The 22488-nt window shown below is 56.5% G+C and carries 22 protein-coding genes; 12 read left to right on the top strand and 10 right to left on the bottom strand.

Going from position 1 to position 22488, the window contains the following annotated elements:
• The first annotated feature begins 96 nt into the window (after positions 1 to 96).
• Complete coding sequence (gene flhA, locus IE102_RS00110) at positions 97 to 2193, top strand: flagellar biosynthesis protein FlhA (RefSeq protein ID WP_189484360.1); 2097 nt, start codon at positions 97 to 99, stop codon at positions 2191 to 2193.
• A 3-nt stretch (positions 2194 to 2196) separates the two neighbouring features.
• On the opposite strand, the gene IE102_RS00105 is transcribed toward flhA, so the two are convergent.
• Positions 2197 to 3687 (bottom strand): glycosyltransferase family 39 protein, encoded by a 1491-nt coding sequence (locus tag IE102_RS00105; protein WP_189484359.1) that lies wholly within the window; start codon positions 3685 to 3687, stop codon positions 2197 to 2199.
• A 216-nt stretch (positions 3688 to 3903) separates the two neighbouring features.
• On the opposite strand from IE102_RS00105, the gene IE102_RS00100 reads away from it, so the two are divergent.
• The gene (locus IE102_RS00100; protein WP_189484358.1) at positions 3904 to 4386 is read left to right on the top strand and encodes a DUF4282 domain-containing protein; all 483 of its coding nucleotides are present in this window, start codon (positions 3904 to 3906) and stop codon (positions 4384 to 4386) included.
• Here IE102_RS00100 and IE102_RS00095 read toward each other — a convergent pair.
• The 4 genes from IE102_RS00095 to IE102_RS00080 are packed head-to-tail and all read right to left on the bottom strand — an operon-like array spanning position 4383 to position 8432.
• On the bottom strand, positions 4383 to 5444 hold the full coding sequence (locus tag IE102_RS00095) for an endo-1,4-beta-xylanase (RefSeq protein ID WP_189484357.1): 1062 nt from the start codon (positions 5442 to 5444) through the stop codon (positions 4383 to 4385). The genes IE102_RS00100 and IE102_RS00095 overlap by 4 nt on opposite strands.
• Positions 5445 to 5458: 14 nt before the next feature.
• Positions 5459 to 5875, bottom strand: a complete 417-nt coding sequence (locus tag IE102_RS00090; protein ID WP_189484356.1) for a flagellar export protein FliJ — start codon at positions 5873 to 5875, stop codon at positions 5459 to 5461.
• An 18-nt stretch (positions 5876 to 5893) separates the two neighbouring features.
• Positions 5894 to 7246 carry a flagellar protein export ATPase FliI gene (gene fliI, locus IE102_RS00085; RefSeq protein ID WP_189484355.1) on the bottom strand — a complete coding sequence of 451 codons (1353 nt, stop codon included), beginning with the start codon at positions 7244 to 7246 and terminating at the stop codon, positions 5894 to 5896.
• Positions 7247 to 7292: 46 nt separating this feature from the next.
• Positions 7293 to 8432: a tetratricopeptide repeat protein gene (locus IE102_RS00080; protein WP_189484354.1), complete on the bottom strand. Its 1140-nt coding sequence runs from the start codon at positions 8430 to 8432 to the stop codon at positions 7293 to 7295.
• A 135-nt stretch (positions 8433 to 8567) separates the two neighbouring features.
• On the opposite strand from IE102_RS00080, the gene IE102_RS00075 reads away from it, so the two are divergent.
• Positions 8568 to 10532, top strand: coding sequence for a DUF2075 domain-containing protein (locus IE102_RS00075; protein WP_189484353.1), 1965 nt, complete (start codon positions 8568 to 8570; stop codon positions 10530 to 10532).
• 45 nt (positions 10533 to 10577) lie between these two features.
• Positions 10578 to 11546, top strand: coding sequence for a quinone oxidoreductase family protein (locus tag IE102_RS00070; RefSeq protein WP_189484352.1), 969 nt, complete (start codon positions 10578 to 10580; stop codon positions 11544 to 11546).
• Positions 11547 to 11586: 40 nt separating this feature from the next.
• Here IE102_RS00070 and IE102_RS00065 read toward each other — a convergent pair whose 3' ends face one another.
• Entirely contained in the window at positions 11587 to 12381 is a 795-nt protein-coding gene (locus IE102_RS00065) for a MerR family transcriptional regulator (protein ID WP_189484351.1), read from the bottom strand.
• Between the two features lie 265 nt (positions 12382 to 12646).
• Between IE102_RS00065 and IE102_RS00060 the strand changes: the two genes are divergently transcribed.
• The 3 genes from IE102_RS00060 to IE102_RS00050 all read left to right on the top strand — a co-directional run bounded on the left by IE102_RS00060 (position 12647) and on the right by IE102_RS00050 (position 15005).
• Positions 12647 to 14059 carry a rhamnogalacturonidase gene (locus IE102_RS00060; RefSeq protein ID WP_189484350.1) on the top strand — a complete coding sequence of 471 codons (1413 nt, stop codon included), beginning with the start codon at positions 12647 to 12649 and terminating at the stop codon, positions 14057 to 14059.
• A gap of 73 nt (positions 14060 to 14132) precedes the next feature.
• Positions 14133 to 14615 (top strand): hemerythrin domain-containing protein, encoded by a 483-nt coding sequence (locus IE102_RS00055; RefSeq protein WP_189484349.1) that lies wholly within the window; start codon positions 14133 to 14135, stop codon positions 14613 to 14615.
• Between the two features lie 81 nt (positions 14616 to 14696).
• Positions 14697 to 15005, top strand: a complete 309-nt coding sequence (locus tag IE102_RS00050) for a hypothetical protein (RefSeq protein WP_189484348.1) — start codon at positions 14697 to 14699, stop codon at positions 15003 to 15005.
• On the opposite strand, the gene IE102_RS00045 is transcribed toward IE102_RS00050, so the two are convergent.
• Positions 14995 to 16185 (bottom strand): DUF418 domain-containing protein, encoded by a 1191-nt coding sequence (locus tag IE102_RS00045; protein WP_189484347.1) that lies wholly within the window; start codon positions 16183 to 16185, stop codon positions 14995 to 14997. The genes IE102_RS00050 and IE102_RS00045 overlap by 11 nt on opposite strands.
• A gap of 120 nt (positions 16186 to 16305) precedes the next feature.
• Between IE102_RS00045 and IE102_RS00040 the strand changes: the two genes are divergently transcribed.
• The 5 genes from IE102_RS00040 (at position 16306) to arsC (ending at position 20179) form a co-directional block, all read left to right on the top strand.
• A complete protein-coding gene (locus IE102_RS00040) occupies positions 16306 to 17565 on the top strand; it encodes a dicarboxylate/amino acid:cation symporter (RefSeq protein ID WP_189484346.1) in 1260 nt (419 codons plus the stop codon).
• 308 nt (positions 17566 to 17873) lie between these two features.
• A complete protein-coding gene (ctrA, locus tag IE102_RS00035) occupies positions 17874 to 18575 on the top strand; it encodes a response regulator transcription factor CtrA (protein ID WP_189484345.1) in 702 nt (233 codons plus the stop codon).
• 254 nt (positions 18576 to 18829) lie between these two features.
• Positions 18830 to 19348, top strand: coding sequence for an arsenate reductase/protein-tyrosine-phosphatase family protein (locus IE102_RS00030; RefSeq protein ID WP_189484344.1), 519 nt, complete (start codon positions 18830 to 18832; stop codon positions 19346 to 19348).
• A gap of 121 nt (positions 19349 to 19469) precedes the next feature.
• Complete coding sequence (locus tag IE102_RS00025) at positions 19470 to 19802, top strand: ArsR/SmtB family transcription factor (RefSeq protein ID WP_189484343.1); 333 nt, start codon at positions 19470 to 19472, stop codon at positions 19800 to 19802.
• 23 nt (positions 19803 to 19825) lie between these two features.
• Positions 19826 to 20179 (top strand): arsenate reductase (glutaredoxin), encoded by a 354-nt coding sequence (gene arsC / locus IE102_RS00020; RefSeq protein WP_189484342.1) that lies wholly within the window; start codon positions 19826 to 19828, stop codon positions 20177 to 20179.
• A gap of 225 nt (positions 20180 to 20404) precedes the next feature.
• Here arsC and IE102_RS00015 read toward each other — a convergent pair whose 3' ends face one another.
• The 3 genes from IE102_RS00015 to IE102_RS00005 form a co-directional block, all read right to left on the bottom strand.
• Positions 20405 to 20770: a hypothetical protein gene (locus IE102_RS00015; RefSeq protein ID WP_189484341.1), complete on the bottom strand. Its 366-nt coding sequence runs from the start codon at positions 20768 to 20770 to the stop codon at positions 20405 to 20407.
• A gap of 116 nt (positions 20771 to 20886) precedes the next feature.
• Positions 20887 to 21540, bottom strand: coding sequence for a hypothetical protein (locus IE102_RS00010; RefSeq protein WP_189484340.1), 654 nt, complete (start codon positions 21538 to 21540; stop codon positions 20887 to 20889).
• A gap of 34 nt (positions 21541 to 21574) precedes the next feature.
• A complete protein-coding gene (locus tag IE102_RS00005; RefSeq protein WP_189484339.1) occupies positions 21575 to 22189 on the bottom strand; it encodes a recombinase family protein in 615 nt (204 codons plus the stop codon).
• Positions 22190 to 22488 lie beyond the last annotated feature (299 nt).

Raw genomic sequence — 22488 nt, 5'->3', positions numbered from 1 at the left:
CATCTGTTAACCACTTGTTCACCATCCATCGGGTAAATTTTGCCTAGCGCCCGAAGTGTGTCTTCGGTGTGGAGTTCGAGTAATTCGGGGGCCTTGGTGGCGGACGCAGCGACAACAACTTCGGGTGTCCAGCCCTTTCAGTTTTCCGAAATCGGCGGTTGGCTGAAGCGCGGCGAAGTCATCATGGCGGTTGGCGTCATGCTGATCATCGTCATGCTGATCATTCCGCTGCCGGCGTTTTTGCTCGACGTGCTGTTGTCGATGTCAATCGCCTCAGCCGTGCTGATCCTGATGACGGCCCTGCTGATCAAAAAGCCGCTTGAGTTCTCAGCCTTTCCGACCGTGCTGCTGGTCACGACCCTGTTTCGGTTGTCGCTCAATCTGGCCTCGACGCGCCTGATCCTGACCCACGGCCACGAAGGCCACGACGCCGCCGGTCAGACCATTAAGGCCTTCGGCGACCTGATCATGCAGGGCAATTTCATCATCGGGGTGATCATTTTCGCCATCCTGCTGCTGGTCAACTTTGTCGTCATCACCAAGGGTTCGGGCCGGATCGCCGAAGTTTCGGCCCGTTTCAGCCTCGATTCCATGCCGGGCAAGCAGATGGCCATCGATGCCGATCTCTCGTCAGGCATTATCGATCAGGACGAAGCCAAGAAGCGCCGTAAGGAAGTCGAGCAGGAATCGAACTTCTTCGGCTCCATGGACGGTGCCTCGAAATTCGTGCGTGGCGATGCGGTCGCAGGCCTTGTCATCACCGCCATCAACATCGTCGGCGGCATCCTGATCGGCATTATCAATCACCAGATGCCCGCCGGTGAAGCGGCCTCAACCTATATCCAGTTGACTGTCGGTGACGGTCTGGTGACGCAAATCCCGGCCCTGATCATCTCGATCGCCGCCGGTTTTCTGGTGTCCAAGGCCGGGGTTGACGGATCTGCGGATAAGGCTCTGACGGCGCAGTTGGCGCAAAACCCGGTCGTGCTTGGCATGGTGTCGGCGGCGGCGGGCGTGCTGGCGCTGGTGCCGGGGATGCCGATCCTGCCGCTGGCGGGCATATCGCTGGGGGCCGGGTTCATGGCCTGGCGCATCGGGCGAAAAATGCTGGAGCCGGTCATGGCCGACCTGCCGCCACCCGCCCCGCTCGTTCAGGAAGATGAGCCGATTTCCGCGACGCTTGCGATTGATGATGTCAAGATCGAGTTGGGTCTGGGCCTGCTCGGGCTGATCAACGATCTGGATGGTCGTAAGCTGACCGATCAGATCAAGGCCCTGCGCCGGACGCTGGCGCAGGAGTATGGCTTTGTCATGCCGTCGGTGCGTATCCTCGACAATATGCGCCTGCCCCATCAGGGCTATGTGGTGCGCGTCAAAGAAATGGAAGCGGGCTCCGGCGAAGTGCGTATCGGCTCGCTGATGGCGATGGACCCGTCAGGCCGTCAGGTTGAGCTGCCCGGTGAGCATATGAAGGAGCCGGCCTTTGGCCTGCCTGCCACCTGGATCGATCAGGCTCTGCGCGAAGAGGCGACGTTTCTGGGCTACACCATCGTCGATCCGGCGACCGTGATCACCACCCACCTGACTGAGATCCTGAAAGACAACATGAGCGATCTGTTGTCCTATGCCGAACTGACCAAGCTGTTGAAGGATGCGCCGGACGACCAGAAAAAGCTGATCGACGACCTGATCCCATCGGTCGTGCCGGTGGCGACCTTGCAGCGGGTGTTGCAGGCCTTGCTAAAAGAGCGGGTCTCGATCCGCGATCTGCCCGCGATCCTCGAAGGTCTGGGGGAGGCGGCACCCTATACCAAATCGGTGACCCAACTGGTCGAACATGTCCGCTCAGGTCTGGGGCGGCAGTTGTGCTGGCATAACCGCGGCGATGACGGCACCCTGCCGATTGTGACCCTGAGCCACGAGTGGGAAAATGCGTTCTCAACATCGCTGGTCGGGACGGGGGAGGAGCGCCAACTGACTATGGCGCCGTCGATCCTGCAGGACTTCATCCGCGGCGTGCGCGATACCTTTGAGCGCGTATCGATGAACGGCGAAGTGGCGGTGCTGCTGACCAGCCCGCAAATCCGGCCCTATGTGCGCTCTATCGTTGAGCGTTTCCGGCCGACCACCACGGTCATGAGCCAGAACGAAATCCACCCCAAGGTAAAGCTGAAAACCGTCGGGCAAATATAACGACTATTTGGCAGCTTTCCATTCCGTCACCGCGATAATTTCCGGTAGGCCGTCAATCGCCACGGGCCGGGATGTGCCATGCGAGGTGAGCAGTCCATTGAGGTTCTTGCTGCGGCGGCTGATGACATACAGGGTGCCGTATTTGGGCAGCAGGGCCGGAACCTGCGCCAGATTAACTTGATTATGCAGCGGCAAATAGGACGTAGTTCCGGGATCGGTGCGGGGCACCAGAATGGTCAGGCGGTAGTTGATTTCGGCACAATAGCGCTGCATCAGGTGGCCTTGTAATTCATAGCTGGTCAGGACGACGGCGGTCGGGTTTCGTTGGCTGAGCGTCTCTGTAATATGTTGCCATGGTTCCATCTGATACTGATGGCGCTGGCTGACCGTCTCAAGGCCGGTCGTGGTGATCGCCAGTATGGCCGCGGCTATGGCGGCGCGATGATCGGGCAGGGCGCAGATCCCTATGGCTACGGCGGCGATGAACGGGCCGGTCCCCCAGTACAGCGTGCGCGGCAGCATGATGGGGGTTTTCAGGTTCAGCAAAAATATCAGGATCGGCACGGCCAGCCCCACCAGCGGCAGGATCAATGCCGGGCGGGCGCGATATTTGACCGCCATATAGACGGCCAGACCGATTAGCACTGCGGCCCAGAATTTTCCGCCCGGCGCCACCGACTGGAAATTGGGCGCATAGACTTTCCGGATCATGCCGACGGCTTCGGACAGGTTAAGCTGCGGTATCCAGTTGATGGTCTCGGCATGGTTCATCTGTTGCAAGGTTATGCCGCCCCACCAACTCCACAGGATCAGCACGATGGCTTGCGCCAGCGCCCATTCAATCACGACGATCCGGTTGACAGGCCATTGTTTCACCGCCCAGGGGATGAGAAACAGATTGATCAGGACCGGCAGGATGATCAAGGTTGTGTGGCAATAGGCCGCGGCGCTGACGCTGACGACATAAACACCCAAGGCCCATCGCCTCAAAAGTTGTGGCTCATCCGGTCTCATGATTCGTAAAACGGCATAAAGGGCGGCCAGCGCAAAGGTTTGCGTGAAAATATAGCCGCGCACCTGAAGGCTGTAGAATATGTTCTGAAACGATATGGCCAAAAGCAGTGCCGCCAACAGGCCCGCTAACGGACCGCCTATGTCGCGGGCGATCAGGAAGGCTATGAATATGCTGGTGCATCCGGCGATAATCGACAGGCTGCGCAATGCCAAATCGCTGTCCCCGAATAGGGCCATCCAGATTTTCAGGAACGTGTAATAGAGCGGCGGGTTGGTTTCGCGGGCCATCCAGTCTGACCACAATAACTGAACCGGCGCGCGCGCAAACGATACCGAAGCGCTTTCGTCGACCCATAAGGATATGTCGGAAAGATATATCCGCAAAATCAGTGCGCTCAGAATAATGGCACCCAGCACCGCCCACATGACGGGGGCGGATTTGTAATCCAGCCGATTGATCCAGGCAGTTAATGACATCATCCGGCCCCCCGCTGAATGACACGATAGTGGAGTTAAACCGGTGATTTTGCAATGCAAAAAATCGCGTCATGGCTGCGGGTAAATGATACCTCTCATTCTGGTGCGGTCTGCGTTTTAGCGGCACTGCGAACCAAGCTCAGAGCTTGACAATCGGGGTTAAAATCATTTCTAACGCCTTAATGACAAACCCATGACGGGTTAAAGGGTGGCCAGCTTATGAAGCGTCTGATCAAGCAGGTGTTCGGTTCGACCTCTCCGGGCGATATTTTCTTTGACCTGATTACCTTTGACCGCCTGATTACGCGGCCGGTCATTCACCTGATCTATTGGGCGGGTTTGTCGCTGTTGCTGCTGTCGGCCTTTGGTGTGCTCGGTGCGACCGTTGGGATTGCCATGCGCGAAGAAGCGCCGTGGGGCTGGTTTCTGGCGGTGCCGTTTCTGATTGGTGGATTGCTGTTTGTGTTTGCCGGTATCCTGCTGTGGCGGTCGTTCTGCGAATTTTACGTCGCTATTTTCCGCATTGCTGACGATCTGCGTTTTCTGCGTAAAGAGGCCGAAACGGCCAGCCGCCAGGCACCTGTCGCGCCAGTGCCTGAGCCGCGCCCGACCCTTGACCCGCAGGCCCCGATCGATATGGGCGACCCAAAAGACGTGATGGATTCGCCCTTTACCAATGTCCGTCCGGCCAAAGAAAACTAGGCGAACCGCTCCGCAAAGGCGTGGGCCAGAGGCTTGGCAAAGCCTGTGCTGTCAAACAAAACGGGTTTGTCGCTGTTGTCTTTGCGATAGGGGAATGTGTCTTTGTCACGCAGGCCCCACACGGTCATGCCGAACTGCTGATGGGGTTTGAGCTGCAAATAGGCGTCGGTAATCTCGTCCAGTGCCCGTATTTGTCCGGCGGCTAAATCTGTTCCCGGTAAAACCATGCCTTCGGGTTTCAGGCTGATATCGACTTCCGAGACATGCACTTTTAAACCCAATGAGGCGATGTCTGTGATCGCGGCTTTGAGCATACCGGGGGCGATAGTGGCATCGATATGGGTCTGGGTGCCCAGCCCATGCAGCGGCACACCCGCCTTTAACAACCGCTCGGCCAGCCGTAGAAACGCTGCCCGCTTTTTGGGGTAATATTCCAGATTATAGTCGTTGAGAAACAGGGGGGTATGCCTGTCGGTTTCGTGTGCCCTATGAAAAGCCAACAAAATGTAATCTTCGCCAAGAACTTGCTTCCATAAGCAGTCACGCAGCCCTGAGCCGTCATCCAGCATAGGCTCATTGACTACATCCCAGCCTGTAAGTTGGCCTTTGTAGTGTCCAACAACACCATCGATATATGCCTGATATGCATCGAAGAAATTATCGTAATCTCCAGACAGTTTATCAAATAAAGGAGCACTTTGGGCGTACCAGACTAGGGTATGGCCAAACATGCCCATACCGTTGATCTTTGCAAAAGTGAGTATTTGATCGGCAGCCTTGAACCTCAACCATTTTTCAGGTTCAACGAAATTGATGGGGTTGTCCTCACCGAGGATGTATTCCATCTTCATTTCCCATTCCGGCGTGATGCGGTCGAAATGGGTGGCGGCCAGCGGGCCCCACTGTGGGTCTTTGAAACTGGCGGTCATGGCGCAGACACCCAGATCAAACGGCGCCAGCGATTTTAACGGGGGGAGGGTGGCGTCGGTTTGTGCGGTGCTTTGGCCGCATCCGGCCAAGGCTACTGCCCCGGTCAGCACGGTTCGACGTGAAAGCATCGGGCGTGAGATCATTAAGCGCGGCTGTAGCTCATCCGCAGGGCCGCTTCGTCCATGGCGGCATTTTCGCGCGCCAATTCCTGACGCTGACGATTGAGCTTGGTCACTTCGGATACATGCTCGAATTTCTTAAGCTCTTCAAACGCCTCGGTCAGTTGATCGCGGATGCCGAGTTCTTCATGGGCAATGAGGTTGAGGTCACCCACGACCTGCACCCGGCGCGCGTCCCATCCTTTTTTATAGGCCGGCATATGGATCGACAGGCTGTAATCTTCGCGGGCGCGCACAGTTTCCAGCTCAAATTCGGCATCGAGCGTGGCGATTTTCATCTCAACATGGGTGCGGCGGGTAACGACTTCGGCGAGGGTCTTTTGCAGGGTCTCCACCTCAAAGGTCGAGATGCGGATTAAGCTTTTGACCCACTTAGCCATGTGTAGAACCCCTACTTATTAACCCGGTGGAGGTTCCACCTGATCCGAAGTCAGAATTTGCGCCAGAAATGTAAACGAGTCGTCAAGAGAGGTGTATTCTTCCTTGTCTTGCCGTAAAAAATTTTCGATGTCAGGGTTGAGGCGGATCGCCCGGTCAACATCGGGGTCAGCACCGGCGCGATAGGCCCCGATCCGGATCAGTTCTTCCATGTTGGTATAGGCCGACAGCACCTGCCGCGCTTGTCGCACGACCTCGCGTTCGGGGATGGTCTGGCACCCCGGCATGGTCCGGCTGATCGACTTCAAAACATCAATGGCGGGGAAGCGGCCGCGCTCAGCGATATTGCGGCTCATGACGATGTGGCCGTCCAAAATCCCGCGCACGGCATCGGCAATCGGTTCGTTATGATCGTCGCCGTCAACCAGCACGGTAAATAGCCCTGTAATCGGCCCGCCTTGGGTGCCGTCTGGATAGGTCGGGCCGGGGCCAGCGCGCTCCAAAAGCTTGGGCAATTCGGCAAAGCAGGTCGGGGTATAGCCCTTGGTGGTCGGCGGCTCACCGGTGGCCAAACCGATCTCACGCTGCGCCATCGCAAAGCGGGTGACCGAGTCCATCAGGCACAGAACCTCCAGGCCCTGATCGCGCAAATATTCACTCAGCGCCAGGGTCATATAGGCCGCTTGACGGCGTTTCAGGGCGGGTTCGTCCGAGGTTGCGACCACCACAATGGCGCGTCGCAAACCTTCAGGGCCAAGGGTTTCCTCGATAAATTCGCGCACTTCGCGGCCCCGTTCGCCGATCAGGCCGACCACAACGGCATCACATGTGGCTTCGCGCGCCAGCATCGACAGCAGCACGGACTTACCGACGCCAGACCCGGCAAACACACCTAAGCGCTGACCGCGGCAGCAGGTGGTGAACACATCCATGGCCCGCACGCCTAGGTTCAGCCGTTCCCCGACTCGGGCGCGGGTATGGGCAGGCGGCGGTGCAGCACGCAAGTTGTAGCCGACCTGACCCTTGGGCAGCGGCCCCAGACCATCAATGGCCTCACCAAAAGAATCGACGATCCGCCCCAGCCACGCGCGTGACGGATAGACCTTGCCGCCATCGGACAGGATGCGGATTTCAGCGCCGGGCGCTATGCCTTCGATGGGCCCAAACGGCATCATCAGGGCGCGGTCTTCGCGAAAGCCGACGACTTCGACGGGCAGGGGCTCGGCATGGCGGCGGATGATCTCACAGCGCGCACCGACCTGCATGTAAGAAAGCCCGCCCTTGGCTTCGATCAGCAGGCCATTGACCACGGCCACGCGGCCATACACCCGTAACGGCTCAACATTATCGGCGGCGTGAATCAGATCCTGCATGGGGTGAGTTTAGGTAACGCAAACTTAAGAATGGTTAACGAAACGCTTAATTGAATGACCAGGTAAAATTATAAACAAATACACTTTGTGCGGTGGACTGGCCTTTGGCATCAATCGGTGAAATGGTCAATTTGTCATTGAAAACACCACGAAGTATGGCGCCTGCGTTATACCCTACCGGGAGTTCTGCCTGATTTAGGCACAAATCGATAATATGCGACTCTGTAATGTAACAATGCATCGTGGCTGATATGTCAGTCCCTCCCTCCTCTCTGTATTTTGAAAAAAATTGAGCGAGATCTTTTACGTCGAACGACTTGGGGGTCTTTGTATTCTTAGTCCCATCTGCCTGAGTAATTAGCCACTTTGAATCTTTATAAAGTATGGTCCGTTTCAAAGGTTCTGGTGAAACTAATTGGGCCGAGAGCCACTCACTGGCGCCCTTGTGGCCGCGTCGCGCAGCATTGACATAAAGCCATGCGGCTTCTTTTTCATCCTTAAAGCCGCCGCGCCCTTCTGCCGTCATTTGAGCCAGATTGAACATAGCGTCCGCAGAGCCTTCGGCGCTGCCTCTGCGAAACCATTCGCGTGCTACTTCAGCCTTATCTGTTTGATTTATTGCCTTAAGGCCGAGTTGATTCATGGCTTCGCCACTACCAGTTTGTGCTGCAAGCAGGTAATTTTTGAAAGCTTCGGTCTCATCCTTTGGGCCGGATAGGCCGTGCTCATAATCGTAAGCAACGGAAAAAATCAGAGCGGGCTGGCTGACTTTTATCTTAATACAATATTCGTTCATCGCTTTGGCGATATTGACGGGACGATTGATACCTAGCAAGTAGGCTTGGCACATCACACTGAGTGCGCGAGGTTCATCTTTGTCTGCCGCGGCCTCATATAAATTATATGCAGCCTTTAAGTCTTGTGGCCCGTATATGCCTTGGGACAAAACCGAAGCCAGATCAAACATTGCGACACGGTTGCCATTATCAGCGGCATAGCGGAGGCTTCTGATTGTGCGTGCGCGATGTGCTTTAATGTCCAGATAATTTTTGTTTGGTTTCGTTTCGGCTTCTGTAACGACATATAAATGGCTGCCGGTGCCGTCATAGGGTGTGGTTTCGGCATGTCCGCTATTTGTCGTTATCAAGGCTGCAAAGGCCGTTGCCAGCGTCACAAAATACCGCATAAGTTCCCCATCAATATACTTGGTATAGTTATCTATAGAATTGTTCAGGGTTGTGAATGCTGAAAACACGCCTTGGATATTTTTCTTGTAAATCTGACGCTTTATGACAGCCTAGGCTCGATTTCAGGGGGAGCCATGCGCGCCTATTATACCGCAGACCGTGCGCGGTTTTTTGCCGATACGGGTGAGCATATTCTTGGGGCTTTGGCGCAAGGGCATTCCTTCGCGCTGGAGATGACCCAGCGCGAAGCGTGGCGGCAGCAAATCACCCTCATGCGCGCGGCACTTAGCGATCAGCCGGCCTTTACGCTCTATTTCGAGTTCGCCATTCCGCGCATGGGTAAGCGTGCCGATTGCGTAGTGCTGATCGGTGACTGCGTGTTTGTGATCGAGTTCAAGGTCGGAGCGGACAGCTTTGACCGCCATGCCATAGAACAAGTCGAAGACTATGCGCTCGATCTGAAAAACTTTCATTTGGGCAGTCATGATCTGGCGATCGTGCCGGTGCTGGTGCCGACCAAAGCGCTTGTGTCCGACATCATCCAGTTTGAACTGCCCGGCTCCCATGTCGCCAAACCGTTGTGCGTATGCCCCAACGACCTGGGTTATGTGCTGAAAATGTTCAGCGCCACGGCGGCCGCGCAGTTCGATGCGCACATATGGGCCGCCACCGGCTATCGCCCAACCCCGACCATTATCGAGGCCGCCCGCGCGCTCTATGCGCGACATGGCGTCGAAGATATAACTCGAAGGGCCGCCGATGATATTAACCTTACGACCACGCAGGATATCATCAACCGCGTGGTGGAGACCTCCCGCGCTCACCGGCAAAAGTCGATCTGTTTCGTCACGGGCGTGCCGGGGGCGGGTAAGACCTTGGCGGGCTTGAACATCGCCACCCAACGCAGTGATCAGGGTGACACGCACGCCACTTTCCTGTCCGGAAACGGGCCGCTGGTGGCGGTGCTGTCTGAGGCCCTGATCCGCGATCAGCAGGCCAGAAACAAAGCTAATAACACGGGCGGCGCTAAAACCCATATTGCCCGCAATGTTCACGCCTTTATCCAGAACATTCACCACTTCCGCGACCATTATCTGCGCAGCCATGAAGCGCCCTCCGATCATATTGTGGTCTTCGACGAAGCCCAGCGCGCCTGGACGCGGGCGCAGGCCTCAAAGTTCATGCAGCAAAAGCGCGCGGTGGCCGATTTTGATATGTCCGAGCCTGAATTTTTGCTGCGGGTTATGGATCGTCATCACGACTGGTGCACGGTGGTGTGCCTGATCGGCGGCGGGCAGGAAATCAATACCGGTGAGGCGGGGTTATCCGAATGGATGGCGGCGATCCGCGATCATTTTCCGCACTGGCGCGTCCATGCGTCGGCACAGATTATCCAGACCGATTATAACCTGAATAACGACGCCGATGCCTTTATCAAAACCGAGCCTGTGACCTTGCATGAAGACCTGCATCTGTCGGTGTCTATGCGGTCGTTCCGGGCAGAGACCCTTTCGGATTTTGTGGCGCAGGTGTTAAATGGTGATGCCGAGGCGGCACGGGCGGCCTTTGATAAGTTAGGGCATTATCCAATTTACCTGACCCGTGACATCCATGCCGCCCGCGAATGGTTGCGCCAAACCGCGCGCGGGTCGGAACGGTTTGGCCTGATAGCTTCATCCGGGGCGCTGCGACTCAAGCCCGAAGGCGTGCACATAAAGTCTGAGATTGACCCCGCCAACTGGTTTCTGAATGACCGTGCCGATGTGCGGTCGTCCTATTACCTGGAAGACGTGGCGACCGAATTTGATGTGCAGGGGCTGGAGCTGGACTGGGCCGGCGTGTGCTGGGATGCCGACCTGCGCCATGACGGCTACGGCTGGCAACTGAACAAATTCAAAGGCACGAAATGGCAGTCGGTTAAGGACCGTCATCAGCGGCTTTACCTGAAAAATACCTACCGGGTAATACTTACCCGCGCGCGGCAGGGCATGGTGATCTTTGTGCCCACGGGCGATGACCGCGACCCGACACGGCCGTCAGGGTTTTATGACGATACCTTCCGGTTTCTGCAAAGTTGTGGCATCCCGCTATTGAACTGAAAGCCGTGACGCCGATATATCTCTGAACGAATAAGGAGATATCCGATGGTCTTAGCGATCCGCGTCCACCAAACCGGCGGCCCAGACGTCATGGTGGCTGAGGACATTGACCTCACCCCGCCGCAGGCCGGTGAGGTGCGGGTGCGCCATACCGCCATCGGGGTCAACTATATCGACACCTATTTCCGCTCAGGGCTCTACAAAACCACCCTGCCGTTTTCGCCGGGGAATGAGGCCGCCGGTATCATTGAGGCCGTGGGTGAGGGCGTCAGCGATTTTAAACCTGGCGACCGCGTGGTCTATCTGCACGGGCCGGGCGCTTACGTTGAGGTGCGCAATGTCCCTGCCGATAAGCTGATCCCGCTGCCCGATACGGTGCCTGACGAGGTGGCGGCGGCATCGCTGCTGAAAGGACTTACCGTGCAGTATCTGCTGCGCAGTACGTTCGAGGTGAAATCCGGTCACAGCCTTTTGTTCCACGCTGCCGCCGGTGGGGTCGGCCTGATCGCCGGTCAGTGGGCGCGGCATTTGGGGGCGCACATTATTGGCACGGCCGGATCACAGGCCAAGGTCGATCTGGCGATGGCACATGGCTATGATCACGTCATCAACTATGCCGAAAATGGCTTTGTGCCGAAGGCTCTGGAACTGAACGGCGGGCGGTTTGATGTGGTTTACGATTCAGTGGGCGCCGATACCTTTCCGGCCTCTCTGGATGTGCTGAAACCACGCGGTTTGTTTGTGTCGTTCGGCCAATCGTCCGGGCCGATCCCGCCGTTTGATATTGGTATCCTCAATGCCAAGGGTTCGCTCTATATGACGCGGCCATCACTGTTTGCCTATAACGCCACGCGCGAGGATCTGCTGGCCTCGGCACGTGAACTGTTCGACCTGATCGGTCGCGGGATTATCACCATCCCGATCCATCAGCGCTTTGCGTTGAAAGATGCCGCCAAGGCCCACCAAGCGCTGGAAAGCCGCGCCACGACCGGTACGACTATATTGGTGCCGTAACAGGCGTTGCGGTAACATCACAACGCCTGCTGGCTTTTTATCAGGTCGCTTGCGGATCAGGCATCAGACCCGCCGCAATCGCGGCACCATAGGCCTTACGGATATAGTCAGTCATCGCCAATGATGACGGCGATTGATGATTGGGCTGGCTCAGGAAGTCCTTAGCCAGAGCCAGCACTTTCTGATTAAGTTGATGGTTACCGCCGGTGGCCTTTTCCACCTGCTGCATCCAACGCCGGGCCAGATCCATCGCGCGCGAAGAATGGGGCTTATAATCCTCGGCCATCAGAAGATTGGCTTCGGCAATCAGGGTGTTCCAGTCTGTATCGGGTTTATCCATGCCGGCATAGCCCTTGGCGGTCATGAGGCTCTGGTCTTCGGGTGTCAGGTGCTTTGCCGCAAGCGCTGCGTAGCCAGCCTGACGTTCAGGGGTATTGGTCATCGTCGTTTTCCTTGTCAGATCAATGAGATCGTCCGTGGAAAGCGTGCCTTGATCCGCCAGTTTCAACCGCGCGGAACTCACCAGTGTGATGGCCTGTTCCACGTCGTCCTTCTGACGCCTAAGCATGGCTTCATGCAGCGCCAGAAAATCCGCCAGGTCGGTCTGACGGCCCGAAAGCAGTTCGGAAATCCGTGCCAGCGGCAGGCCAAAGCTTTTGAGGGCAAGGACCTGTTGCAGGCGCAGAAACTGTTCCGGCCCATATAGGCGCCAGTCCGCACGGGTGCGCTCGGGACGGATAAGGCCTTTCTCTTCGTAGAGGCGAAGGGCTTTACCCGATATACCAAAGCGGCGGGCGGTTTCAGTCAGGGTCAGGTGGCGTTTGGGCGGTTTCAAGGCATAGTCTTTCGTTGGACGGTTAAGCTATCGGGCCTGCCCCTGGGTACGGTTCAAGGGGTAATTTCAAAAAAATGGCGTGGCCGTCAATGGACTTAGAGCGTATTCCGATCTGATTGGATCAGATCGGCGCTCTAAATTTTTAATTTAACGCGCATCCCATTTTAGTCTTTGGCCAAAAAACCGCTGCCCACTTTTTGGGATGCGCTCTAACCCATTGCCCTTTAACGGGGCCTGCGTTAATCGGACGAAAACGGAGACGCGCATGTTCAATATCGGGGATTTCGGGGCGGTTGGCGACGGTGCAGCACTTGATACCGTAGCCATAAATGCCGCGATAGATGCCGCTGCCGTTGACGGCGGGGTCGTCGTGTTTCCGGCGGGGCGGTATTTAAGCTTTTCGATCCGCCTCAAAAGCCACGTTACCCTGCACCTGTCCGAAGGGGCGGAGATTATCGCCGCCGATCCCAAACTTCACGGCGGCGCATACGATCCGTTTGAGCCTAATCTGTTTGATCTTTATCAGGATTTCGGCCATTCGCACTGGCATAATTCGCTGATCTGGGGGGAGGGGTTGACGCATATCGCCATAACCGGGGCGGGCCTGATCAACGGCGAAGGCCTGACCCGCGAAGGGCCGGGATCGCAATGGCAAAAGCAGGCCGGTGAGTTCCCGCTGTCCATGCGCGGCCTGTCCGCCGAAGTCATGGCCGAGCTGGCACCGGAAGTTTCGGCCATGGCGGGATTAGGCAATAAATCTATCGCGCTTAAGAACTGCCAGCACGTCACCTTGCGCGGGTTTACGATCAAAAACGGTGGCCATTTTGCGCTGCTGGCCACTGGCGCCTCCGACATGGTGATTGACGGTCTGACCATCGACACCAACCGTGACGGGCTGGATATCGACGGCTGTAAGCGCGTGCGCATCACCGGCTGCAAGGTCAATACGCCTAATGATGATGCGATTGTGCTGAAATCGAGTTTTGCTTTGGGCGAACTCCGCGACTGTGAAGACATCCATATCGAAGACTGCCGCGTCAGCGGGTTTGACTTAGGCACTATGCTTGATGGCACGTTTGGCCGCACGCAAGAGCGCGCCCCCGATCAGGACCGCGTCACCGGCCGCATCAAGATCGGCACAGAATCGAACGGCAGTTTCCGGCGCATCACCATCCGCAACTGCCATTTTGAACGCTCACGCGGGCTGGCGCTGGAAACGGTCGATGGCGGGGTGATCGAAGATGTGGTGGCCGAGAACCTGAGCCTGAATGAAGTTACGACCGCGCCGTTGTTCCTGCGCATCGGCGCACGTTTGCGCGGGCCGGAAGGCACGACGCCGGGCACGATCCGCCGGGTGCAGATATCGGACATGACCGCGACCGACATATTGCCAGATTATTCGGCCCTGATCATGGGGTTGAGCGATCACTCGATTGAGGACGTGACGCTAACCAACCTGCATTTTACCTATCGCGGCGGCGGCACGGCAGAGGATGCGGCGCGCCGGCCTGATGAACTGGATAGCGCCTATCCGGAACCGAGCATGTTCGGGATCACCCCTGCTTACGGCCTGTGGGCGCGGCATGTGCGTGGGTTGAAGATGGATAATGTGGTGCTGGAAACCTCGGCCTCTGATGCCAGACCGGATATGGTTTTGGACGATACGCAGACTTTATAATCTGACGGCGCGACCTGATCGAAAAGCCATTTTTAGGTGGTTAGGGTGGGTTAACATTTTGGAGGCGGCCCCCATGACTAATAAAACCCCCACGAAATCTGCGCTTGATATCTTTACCGCCCTGATTGCCGACCACAATAAGCACCGTAAGCTGCTGGATAAGATCGAGGCCGCCGATAAGGATGCGCGGTTGGAGCATTTCGCGGCCTTTGCGCTGGAGGCCAAGGCTCACGCGGCGGCCGAAGAGCAGGCGCTCTATTCGGTCATGATGGCTAATCCTGACCTGACCTCTAAGGCCCGCCATTCGGTGGCTGAGCACAAAGAAATCGAAGACCTGATCGACGAAATTGCTGAGCTTGATGCCGGTTCAAAAAAATGGTCGGAGAAATTCGCGGAGCTAAAACACGAATATCTTCACCATATCGAGGAGGAGGAAGAGGAAATGTTCCCCGCCGCCGACGAAGAACTGACCACATCCGAAGAACGCGACATGGGTAAGGTCTTCAAAGACCGCAAGCCCAAGGAAAAAGCCGCCGCGACCGTGGGTGAAGAGTAAACCCTTGGCTGCAGGTATACTATTTACGGGTTAACCTCTAACTGTGTCATTGCTGAAGAGGCGGACGTGGAGCTTAGTTCGTTGAATGATATCGTAATTGTAAACGAGTCCCCAGGTATTGCGATCGCTGGAGATGTATTGATATTTCGTAACTCTAAGCAGGCTTGCCTCTATCTCGAATACTGGTGGGTCGAAGATGGGGAAGGTTTTGCATTATCATTATCCGGTGACCGTTTGGTGCTTGGCGTGAAAGATGATCAGGTCGTCGAACTTGGTCGCGAGCCGTATGAAAATGGGCGCGATATTGTTCTGAGTTGGTTGCAATCTGTTGCGAAAACTCCTTCCACAGATATCAACCAGATGATCCAGAGTGTCGGCTTTACGGCCTGACTTCGGCTTTGCGCCGAAACGGGACGTTTACGCTCATCTGGGTCGCTGCCCGCCACAGCCATTCCAACGGGCCGTAGTAGAACCGCTTTAGCCACAGATGGGCAAAGGCGATTTCGGCCACAAAGAAGGCCGCGCCCCACAACATGGCGACCGGCGGTGTCAGCCATTCCCAGCCACCAAGGCCAAAGCCGTAATAGACTGGCACCCAAACCACCGCCTGAAACACATAGAGGCTTAGGGTCATGCGTCCGGCGGGCACAAGCACACGCAGCGCCGGCCCTGCGAACCCGTAAAACAGCTCAAGGATCACCAGCATATAGACGCCCATCAGCGTCAAGTCTGTCCACCCGCTTACTATCATATTCGACAGTGCCCCAGCCATAACGGGGCTTTGAGCGGTCGGGGCCAGCGCGATCAGCGCCGGTTTATAGATGATGAGCCCCGCAGACACGGCGGCCAAAATCACCAGCCATATACGCCGCGCAGTCGCATACCTCTGCGGCTGATCGAAAAAGCCGATGCGGCCCAGAACCATGCCAATCAGGAACAGGCCCGCGATCTGGGCTACCCGTCCGGTTTCAAGGAAAAACCACCATTTCGGGTACTGTCCTTCAAACAGGTTATAGCGGATGACATCGATAAACGTACCGTACTTATAGGCTTCAAAACTGCCGCCGTTCCAGAAGTTGGGCTTGGCATTGGCCCAGTCGGCACCGCTTACGGCGCTGAATATTTGGTAGAAAATAAACGGTTGCAGGATCAGTATGGCGGCGATGGCGACCAGCACCCAATTTTGGCGCACCCGATGAAACGGGATCAGCACCAGCCCGATGGGGGCCAGGACCGTCAGCACATCACCTCGGTACAGTGCACTGTGCGCGACCCCGATGATTGCCAGCACCACCATGCGCCAGGCAAACCTGCCGGAAAAATCCCCGCCCTTATGCGCTTCGCGGTCCATCAGGACAAAAAAGCTCAAGCCAAAACACAGGGCCAGCAGCGAAAACGACTTACCCATGATATAGGTCAGCACAAAGCCGGTCAGGGGACCCGGCGTCATATGGGCGTAATAAAGCTCGAACTGATCGGCAATATGAACCGCAAAGACGCCGAAAATGGCAAAGGCGCGCAAAACATCGACGGCCTCATTGCGCGCGACTGGCGTGATCTGTCCCGGCATAATTCCCCCCATTTGTTGGGAGTAGCATAGCCTCGTCAAATTACCGTCCGCAAGCGAAACTGCCGTCCCGCTGGACTAAGCGCCATTTACATGGTTCCCTAGCGTTTTCGGGGGGAGCCGATGCCGCTAACCATGCGCATACTGACGGGTCTGGCGCTGGGTTTAATCGGCGGAGTGGTGCTGTTTGAGTTTTTGCCGGACAGCATAGGCCCCGTCGGCACCACGGCGCAGGTGATCGGCGGGCTGTGGCTCAATGCCCTGCGCATGACCATTATTCCGCTAGTGTTCGCGCTGCTGGCGCTGGGGGTGGTCAATGCCGCCGCGCTGGCCGGGCAGGGTACGCTGGCGCTAAAAACCGTGGTGACCTATGTTGTCCTGCTGCTGGTCTCAGCGGTATTGGGGGCCGCGCTGACGTTGGGCCTGTTGCCCCTGTTTCCCATTCCGGCCGATGCTGCGCAGGCTCTGCGATCGAGCGCCGGATTGCACCATGCCGAGATCATGCCGTCTCCACCGCTCAGTGAGATGCTGCTGGGCATCATCCCGGCCAACCCCATTGAGGCGGCAGCCAATGGCGCCATGCTGCAAATCGTCATATTTGCGCTGGTGTTCGGTCTGGCCCTGACCCGCGTCAATGTCACCCGCCGGGCGGCGATCGTGGATTTTTTACATGCCCTGAACGACGTGATGTTTGTGATCGTGCGATGGGTTCTGATCGCTGCACCGCTGGGGGTATGTGCGCTTGGGCTGTCACTGGCGCTCAGGGCCGGAGCGTCAGCCTTTGGGGCGCTGGCGCACTATGTCGCGTTTTCATGTGGCCTTGCCTTAATCGGCATAGGCTTAGCCTATGTCATGGCCTGGATCGGGGGCGGGGTTTCGCCGTGGCGGTTTGCACGTGGCGTGGCACCGGCGCAGGCCGTGGCCGTCAGCACGCAATCGTCACTGGCCTCTCTGCCGGCCACGCTGGCCAGCACCGATGCGCTGGGTATTCCGCGCGCCGTTTCCGGAGTCACCCTGCCGCTGGCGGTGTCGATTTTCCGGTTTAATGGCCCGATGCAGAACCTTATGCTGGGGCTGTACGGCGCGTCACTTTACGGGATTCACCCAAGTTTCACGCTGATCGTCGCGGCCATTCTTGTGGCGGTGGTGATCGAGCAAAGCTCGGTCGGTTTGCCCAATCAGCTAAATTTTTTCACAGCCTATCTGCCGGTCTATGCCGTTCTGGGGGTGCCGGTTGAGGTTCTGGCGCTTTTGATTGCGGTTGATGTGCTGCCCGATATGGTCGCCACCACCGGCAATGTCAGCATGAATGCGGCGGTGACGACGGCCATTTCCAAACGATTTGCACCGGATGCCAGCGCGCAAACTGACCAGATTGTGTGAAGCGGCCGGTTTCACGCCGTCAGTACCACCCGCTCCAAGTTTCACCCGCGGGGGTTCCGTATTTCTTGGATTGAGTCCCGCCTACGGCGGGGTGTGTGATTCAAAAGACTCAGTGCCAAAAAATGCACATATTTATCCTGTTAATAAATCGAATCGTTGACTCATCAGTCTTGTGGGTGAGTCGCAAATCACCCTACGAATCAATATTCGGGTAAGCTTAACGAATCTTAAGGGATTTTCGTTTTAGCTTGTTAACGAATGGTTTGGGCATGTTGCCCTGACCTCGTTCCCAACGCCGGAGGGGCTTGATGCGAGTTTTATTGATTGAGGACGACAGCGCGACCGCGCAAAGCATCGAACTGATGCTTAAGTCGGAAGGTTTTAACGTCTACACGACCGATCTGGGCGAAGAGGGCGTGGATCTGGGTAAGATCTACGATTACGACCTGATCCTGCTGGACCTTTCGCTGCCGGATATGTCGGGCGTCGAAGTGCTGCGCCAGTTGCGCGTGGGCAAGATCAATACGCCGATCATGATCCTGTCGGGCACGTCTGAAATCGACACCAAGGTTAAGACCCTGGGCAACGGCGCTGACGACTACATGACCAAGCCGTTCCACAAAGACGAAATGATCGCGCGTATTCACGCTGTGGTTCGCCGCTCCAAGGGCCATGCTCAATCGGTAATCAAGACCGGCGACATCATCGTCAATCTGGATGCCAAGACGGTCGAAGTGTCAGGCAACCGCGTGCACCTGACCGGCAAAGAATATGAAATGCTTGAGCTTTTGTCCCTGCGTAAGGGCACGACGCTGACCAAGGAAATGTTCCTGAACCACCTTTACGGCGGCATGGACGAGCCTGAACTTAAGATCATCGACGTGTTCATCTGTAAGCTGCGCAAGAAGCTGGCCGTGGCCGCTTCGGGCAACCACTATATCGAAACCGTCTGGGGCCGGGGTTACGTTCTGCGTGACCCGTCCGAAGTCGGCGGTACTGTCGCCGCCTAAACTGCGGATACATTGATTACGTTATCGCCTTTCTGATTCGCAAAGGTGACTGAGCGCCCGTCGGCCCCTCCCGACGGGCGCTTTCTATTTTACGCGTTTTTTTACCGCGCATTGTTTCCAAAAACCGCTTCACACTTTTTGGCATGCGCTTGTTCAGTTTTGCTTAACCGTGTCTGTAAACCTTAAACTAAACCTGATGGTGTAACCTTGTTATGCGGGATAAGGGTTCCCAAAATAATCAAGGTGAGGGCGTGATGGGGTTTCAGGCATATAAGGTTTTGTTCCTGTGTGAGCATAATTCGGCGCGGTCGATCATGGCCGAAGCCCTGTTGAACCGGCTGGGGGCCGGGCGATTTGAGGCTCATTCGGCAGGTATCACGCCGGCCGGATCGATCAGTCCCTTCGCCGTCGGACTGCTGCAAAAGATCAACTATACCCTCTCAAAGCTGGCGCCCAAGCCGGTCGAGACCATGGTGACCGATGACGCGCCGGTGTTTGATTTCATCTTTCGCTTGTCGCACCATGTGCCGCAGGACGGCCACTGGCCCGATTTCAAGGGTGAGCCGATGGTCATCGACTGGTTCCTGCCCGACCCCAGCGATCTGAGCGATTCCAAAAGCGTGGTGGCGCAGGCTTATGGCGACATGTTCGCGCGCCTGTCGAGCCGGATCGATACGCTGTCGCAGATGTCGGATGAGGCCCTGAAGCAGTTCATGCCGCTGCGCGGTCGTCTGGAGCGGATGGGCGAGGAAGCCTTCCGGCTGGCGTCGTGAGGTCTTTTTCGGCTTAAGTTTCTGGTTTTTTATGGATTTTTAATTCCATAGTCGCGAAAAAGACGAAATATTTTATTGTCTTTCGCTTTCTGATTGCTGAAACTCATGTAAACTTGGCGGCATGAACACCGATGATGCCGTAGTTAATCTTTTCGCGCTGGCGCACCCTGGGCGGCTGGCCATGTATCAGGTCATTGTCGCGGCTGGCCCCGGTGGCATAGCTGCGGGTCAGGTGGCGCGCGCGGTCAATATGCCCGCCAACACCGCGTCAACGCACCTCAGCATCATGACCGGCGCGGGCCTTCTGAGCGCGCACCGCGAAGGGCGCTCGATCATCTATAGCGCCGACATGGCTCATTTCTCACAGATGATCGGGTTTCTGCTCAAAGACTGCGCGCAGGGCAGGCCCGAAGCCTATGAATCGCTGCGGGCATGGCTTAAACAAAACGCTTAGGCACCATTTAAGAAAAGCGTTTCATGGCCATCGAAGTCACTATCTATCACCGCCCGACCTGCTCCACCTCACGCAAAGCGCTTGAACTGATCCGCGCGCAGGATGTTGAGCCGACCATCATCGACTATGGCAAGGTCGGCTGGACTAAGCCCCAATTGCAGGCCCTGCTGAAAAGCATGGGCGTAGGTGCGCGTGATATTCTGCGCACGAGGGGAACCCCTGCCGAGGAACTGGGCCTGACGGCGGCGGGCGTCAGCGATGATGCCATCCTTGAGGCCATGGTACGCGAGCCTGTGCTGGTCGAACGCCCAATCGTGGTTACGCAAAAGGGCGCGGTCATCGCCCGCCCGGTCGAGCGATTGCTGGAGATTTTGTAGGTTTAAGGGGCGGGGCGGGTGGAGGGACCGGGCACCCGGCTCTTGGGTGCGGTCTTGGTGGCGGTGATCTGGGGCATGATCGGCCTCATGATGTGGAATCGGATGGCCTATCTGATCATTGCGCCGGGGCGTTTACCATAGTCGTTTTGGCGATCACCTCCCTCGGCCGGGTTATTGGAGACATGACCAAAGGAGGCTCTCGTCAAACGCTCAGGACCGCGAGCGTTATGGGTGGGCCTGTCGGACAAAACGCTTCATGGTTTCAATGAAGCTTGTACGACGCTCGGCAGCAAGTTCTGGGGCATGGTTCGCTTCGATCTGACCACGGATATTCATGAGCCATGAACGATAGCAGGCCAGTTCATATTTCAGACGACGATCCTTGGCCTTCCCGTGACGAATGTCGATCCTCTCGATGACATAGCTCAGCAGGCCAATGGCCTCTTCGTGATCATAGTTCTTGAGCAACTCTCGGATCAGGCGTGGTGATATATGGTCGTGGTAAAGTTGTCGATCTTCCGCGTGGAACTGCCCGGCAGGGAGAAAGCTGAGAAGCCACTCCTCGGACTGGGTGATGTAGGTCTGGGGCATGGGCGTTTTTCCTCATTTTGGGTGCCCATGTATTTATCTTCCATCGCCCTGACCGGGGTAATTTATGCCCTATTTTTCGATCCCGACTTTCAGAGGCTTTCGCTATTAGGCTGCTGCTATTTAGCCTTCCGCATTTGACTGTCCCGTCGCTTTTTCTCTTCGACGATAGGCTTACCGGCTTGGAAAAAATACATGTCAACCAGCTTGAAGAACGGATACTCTTGTCCTTGATGGCAATTCCGTTGCGGAGTTTGGAATCCTTCAAGCGCGACAAGAAAGTCCTCGAAACATTCCCTTTTTAAAAAATCACCAGCAATGCCACACCTGTCCAAAACACCCGCTTTAAAAAAGGTGTCGTATGCGGGCACACAAGCAAGGCAGCTCAGAAGTATTTTAGAGATCAGGGTATCCGTGGGAGTGACGCCTCGGTCTTTATAATGCTTTCTAAGCGCCTCAATTAGCTGGAAGAGAGCGCCGGTGCCGATGTTTGTATAAGTAGACAGGTCAGCTTCGTTCAGCATGGGGTATTGGCGAATGATGTCTATCGCTCCGTCATGAACTGTATAGTCATGCGCTCTCAATAGCTCGCTTGAGCCGCGATACATTCCCCATGATGCAAGATAGGCGGCCAGATGCGGGCTGTAGTGGCTCCGATCCTGATCGGGACCATTGAAGAAGTAGTAGAATAGGCTCCATGAGCGATAGCGCCTGATCTCGCGTTCAGGCGTGCCAACGTAGCGACCGATGACTTCTTCGGCGTCTTCAAACATAATCCCCTCCCGTTTTCCTGAGCGGACCATGACCTCACTTCCCAGCCAGCTTCAACAGCTTCTCGCCATCTGGCCGTAACTCTCCGGCCGGGCTGACGAGCCTGTACAATGTGTTCCTCGTTATCCGAAGTTCTGCGCACAGGTCGGCGACATTCGTGTCCCTATGTGCCATTGCCGCCTGTGCCCGGCGAAGGCCGCTCGGCGTCAGCACGAACTTGCGACCGCCCATTCGACCACGGGCGCGGGCAGCCTGCATCCCGGCCATTGTGCGCTCTCGGATGAGTTCTCGCTCGAACTCAGCCAGACTGGCGAAGATACCGAAGATCAATTTCCCGCTGGCTGTCGTCGTATCTATGGAAGCCCCATGACCGGCGAGCACCCTCAAGCCGATCCCCCGGTTGGTCAGGTCATGGACGGTGTTGACCAGATGGCGCAGATCGCGGCCGAGGCGGTCGAGCTTCCAGATGACCAGCGTATCGCCCTCGCGCAACGCTTTTAAACAGGCCAGCAATGCCGGGCGGTCATCCTTCTTCCCAGACGCCACATCTTGATAGATGTCTTCTACCTTCACCCCATGCTCGACGAGAGCATCCATTTGAAGGTCTGTCTGCTGATCATGTGTGGAAACGCGCGCATAGCCAATCTTCAAAAACGACTCCTTCTAAATCTAAGTGGTGCTTACGACGTGACCTAAAGCCATGGCTTCAATCTGGATATGGGCGGATTATCCACTGCCCAGCTTCCAAAGAAGCGTAATGCTCAGGCGGCAGAACAAGGTCAGCGGCACTATCCGGCATTAGGCTTTTGACATCCTTGGCGCAGACGGGCGAAGCATCGTCCATTCCATGAATCGTGGAAACACACATCAGTTGAATTGAGGTGCCCCTAGAATTGAGGTGCCCCTAGATTGCTAGACACCTTGCGCCTTCAAAATGCGTTGTCTGTTTT

It is taken from the genome of Asticcacaulis endophyticus (genome assembly GCF_014652575.1).
In the GTDB taxonomy this organism is placed as follows: Bacteria; Pseudomonadota; Alphaproteobacteria; order Caulobacterales; family Caulobacteraceae; genus Asticcacaulis; species Asticcacaulis endophyticus.
Note: the sequence above shows the minus strand (reverse complement) of the source record. Positions and strands in the feature narration are given on the sequence as shown.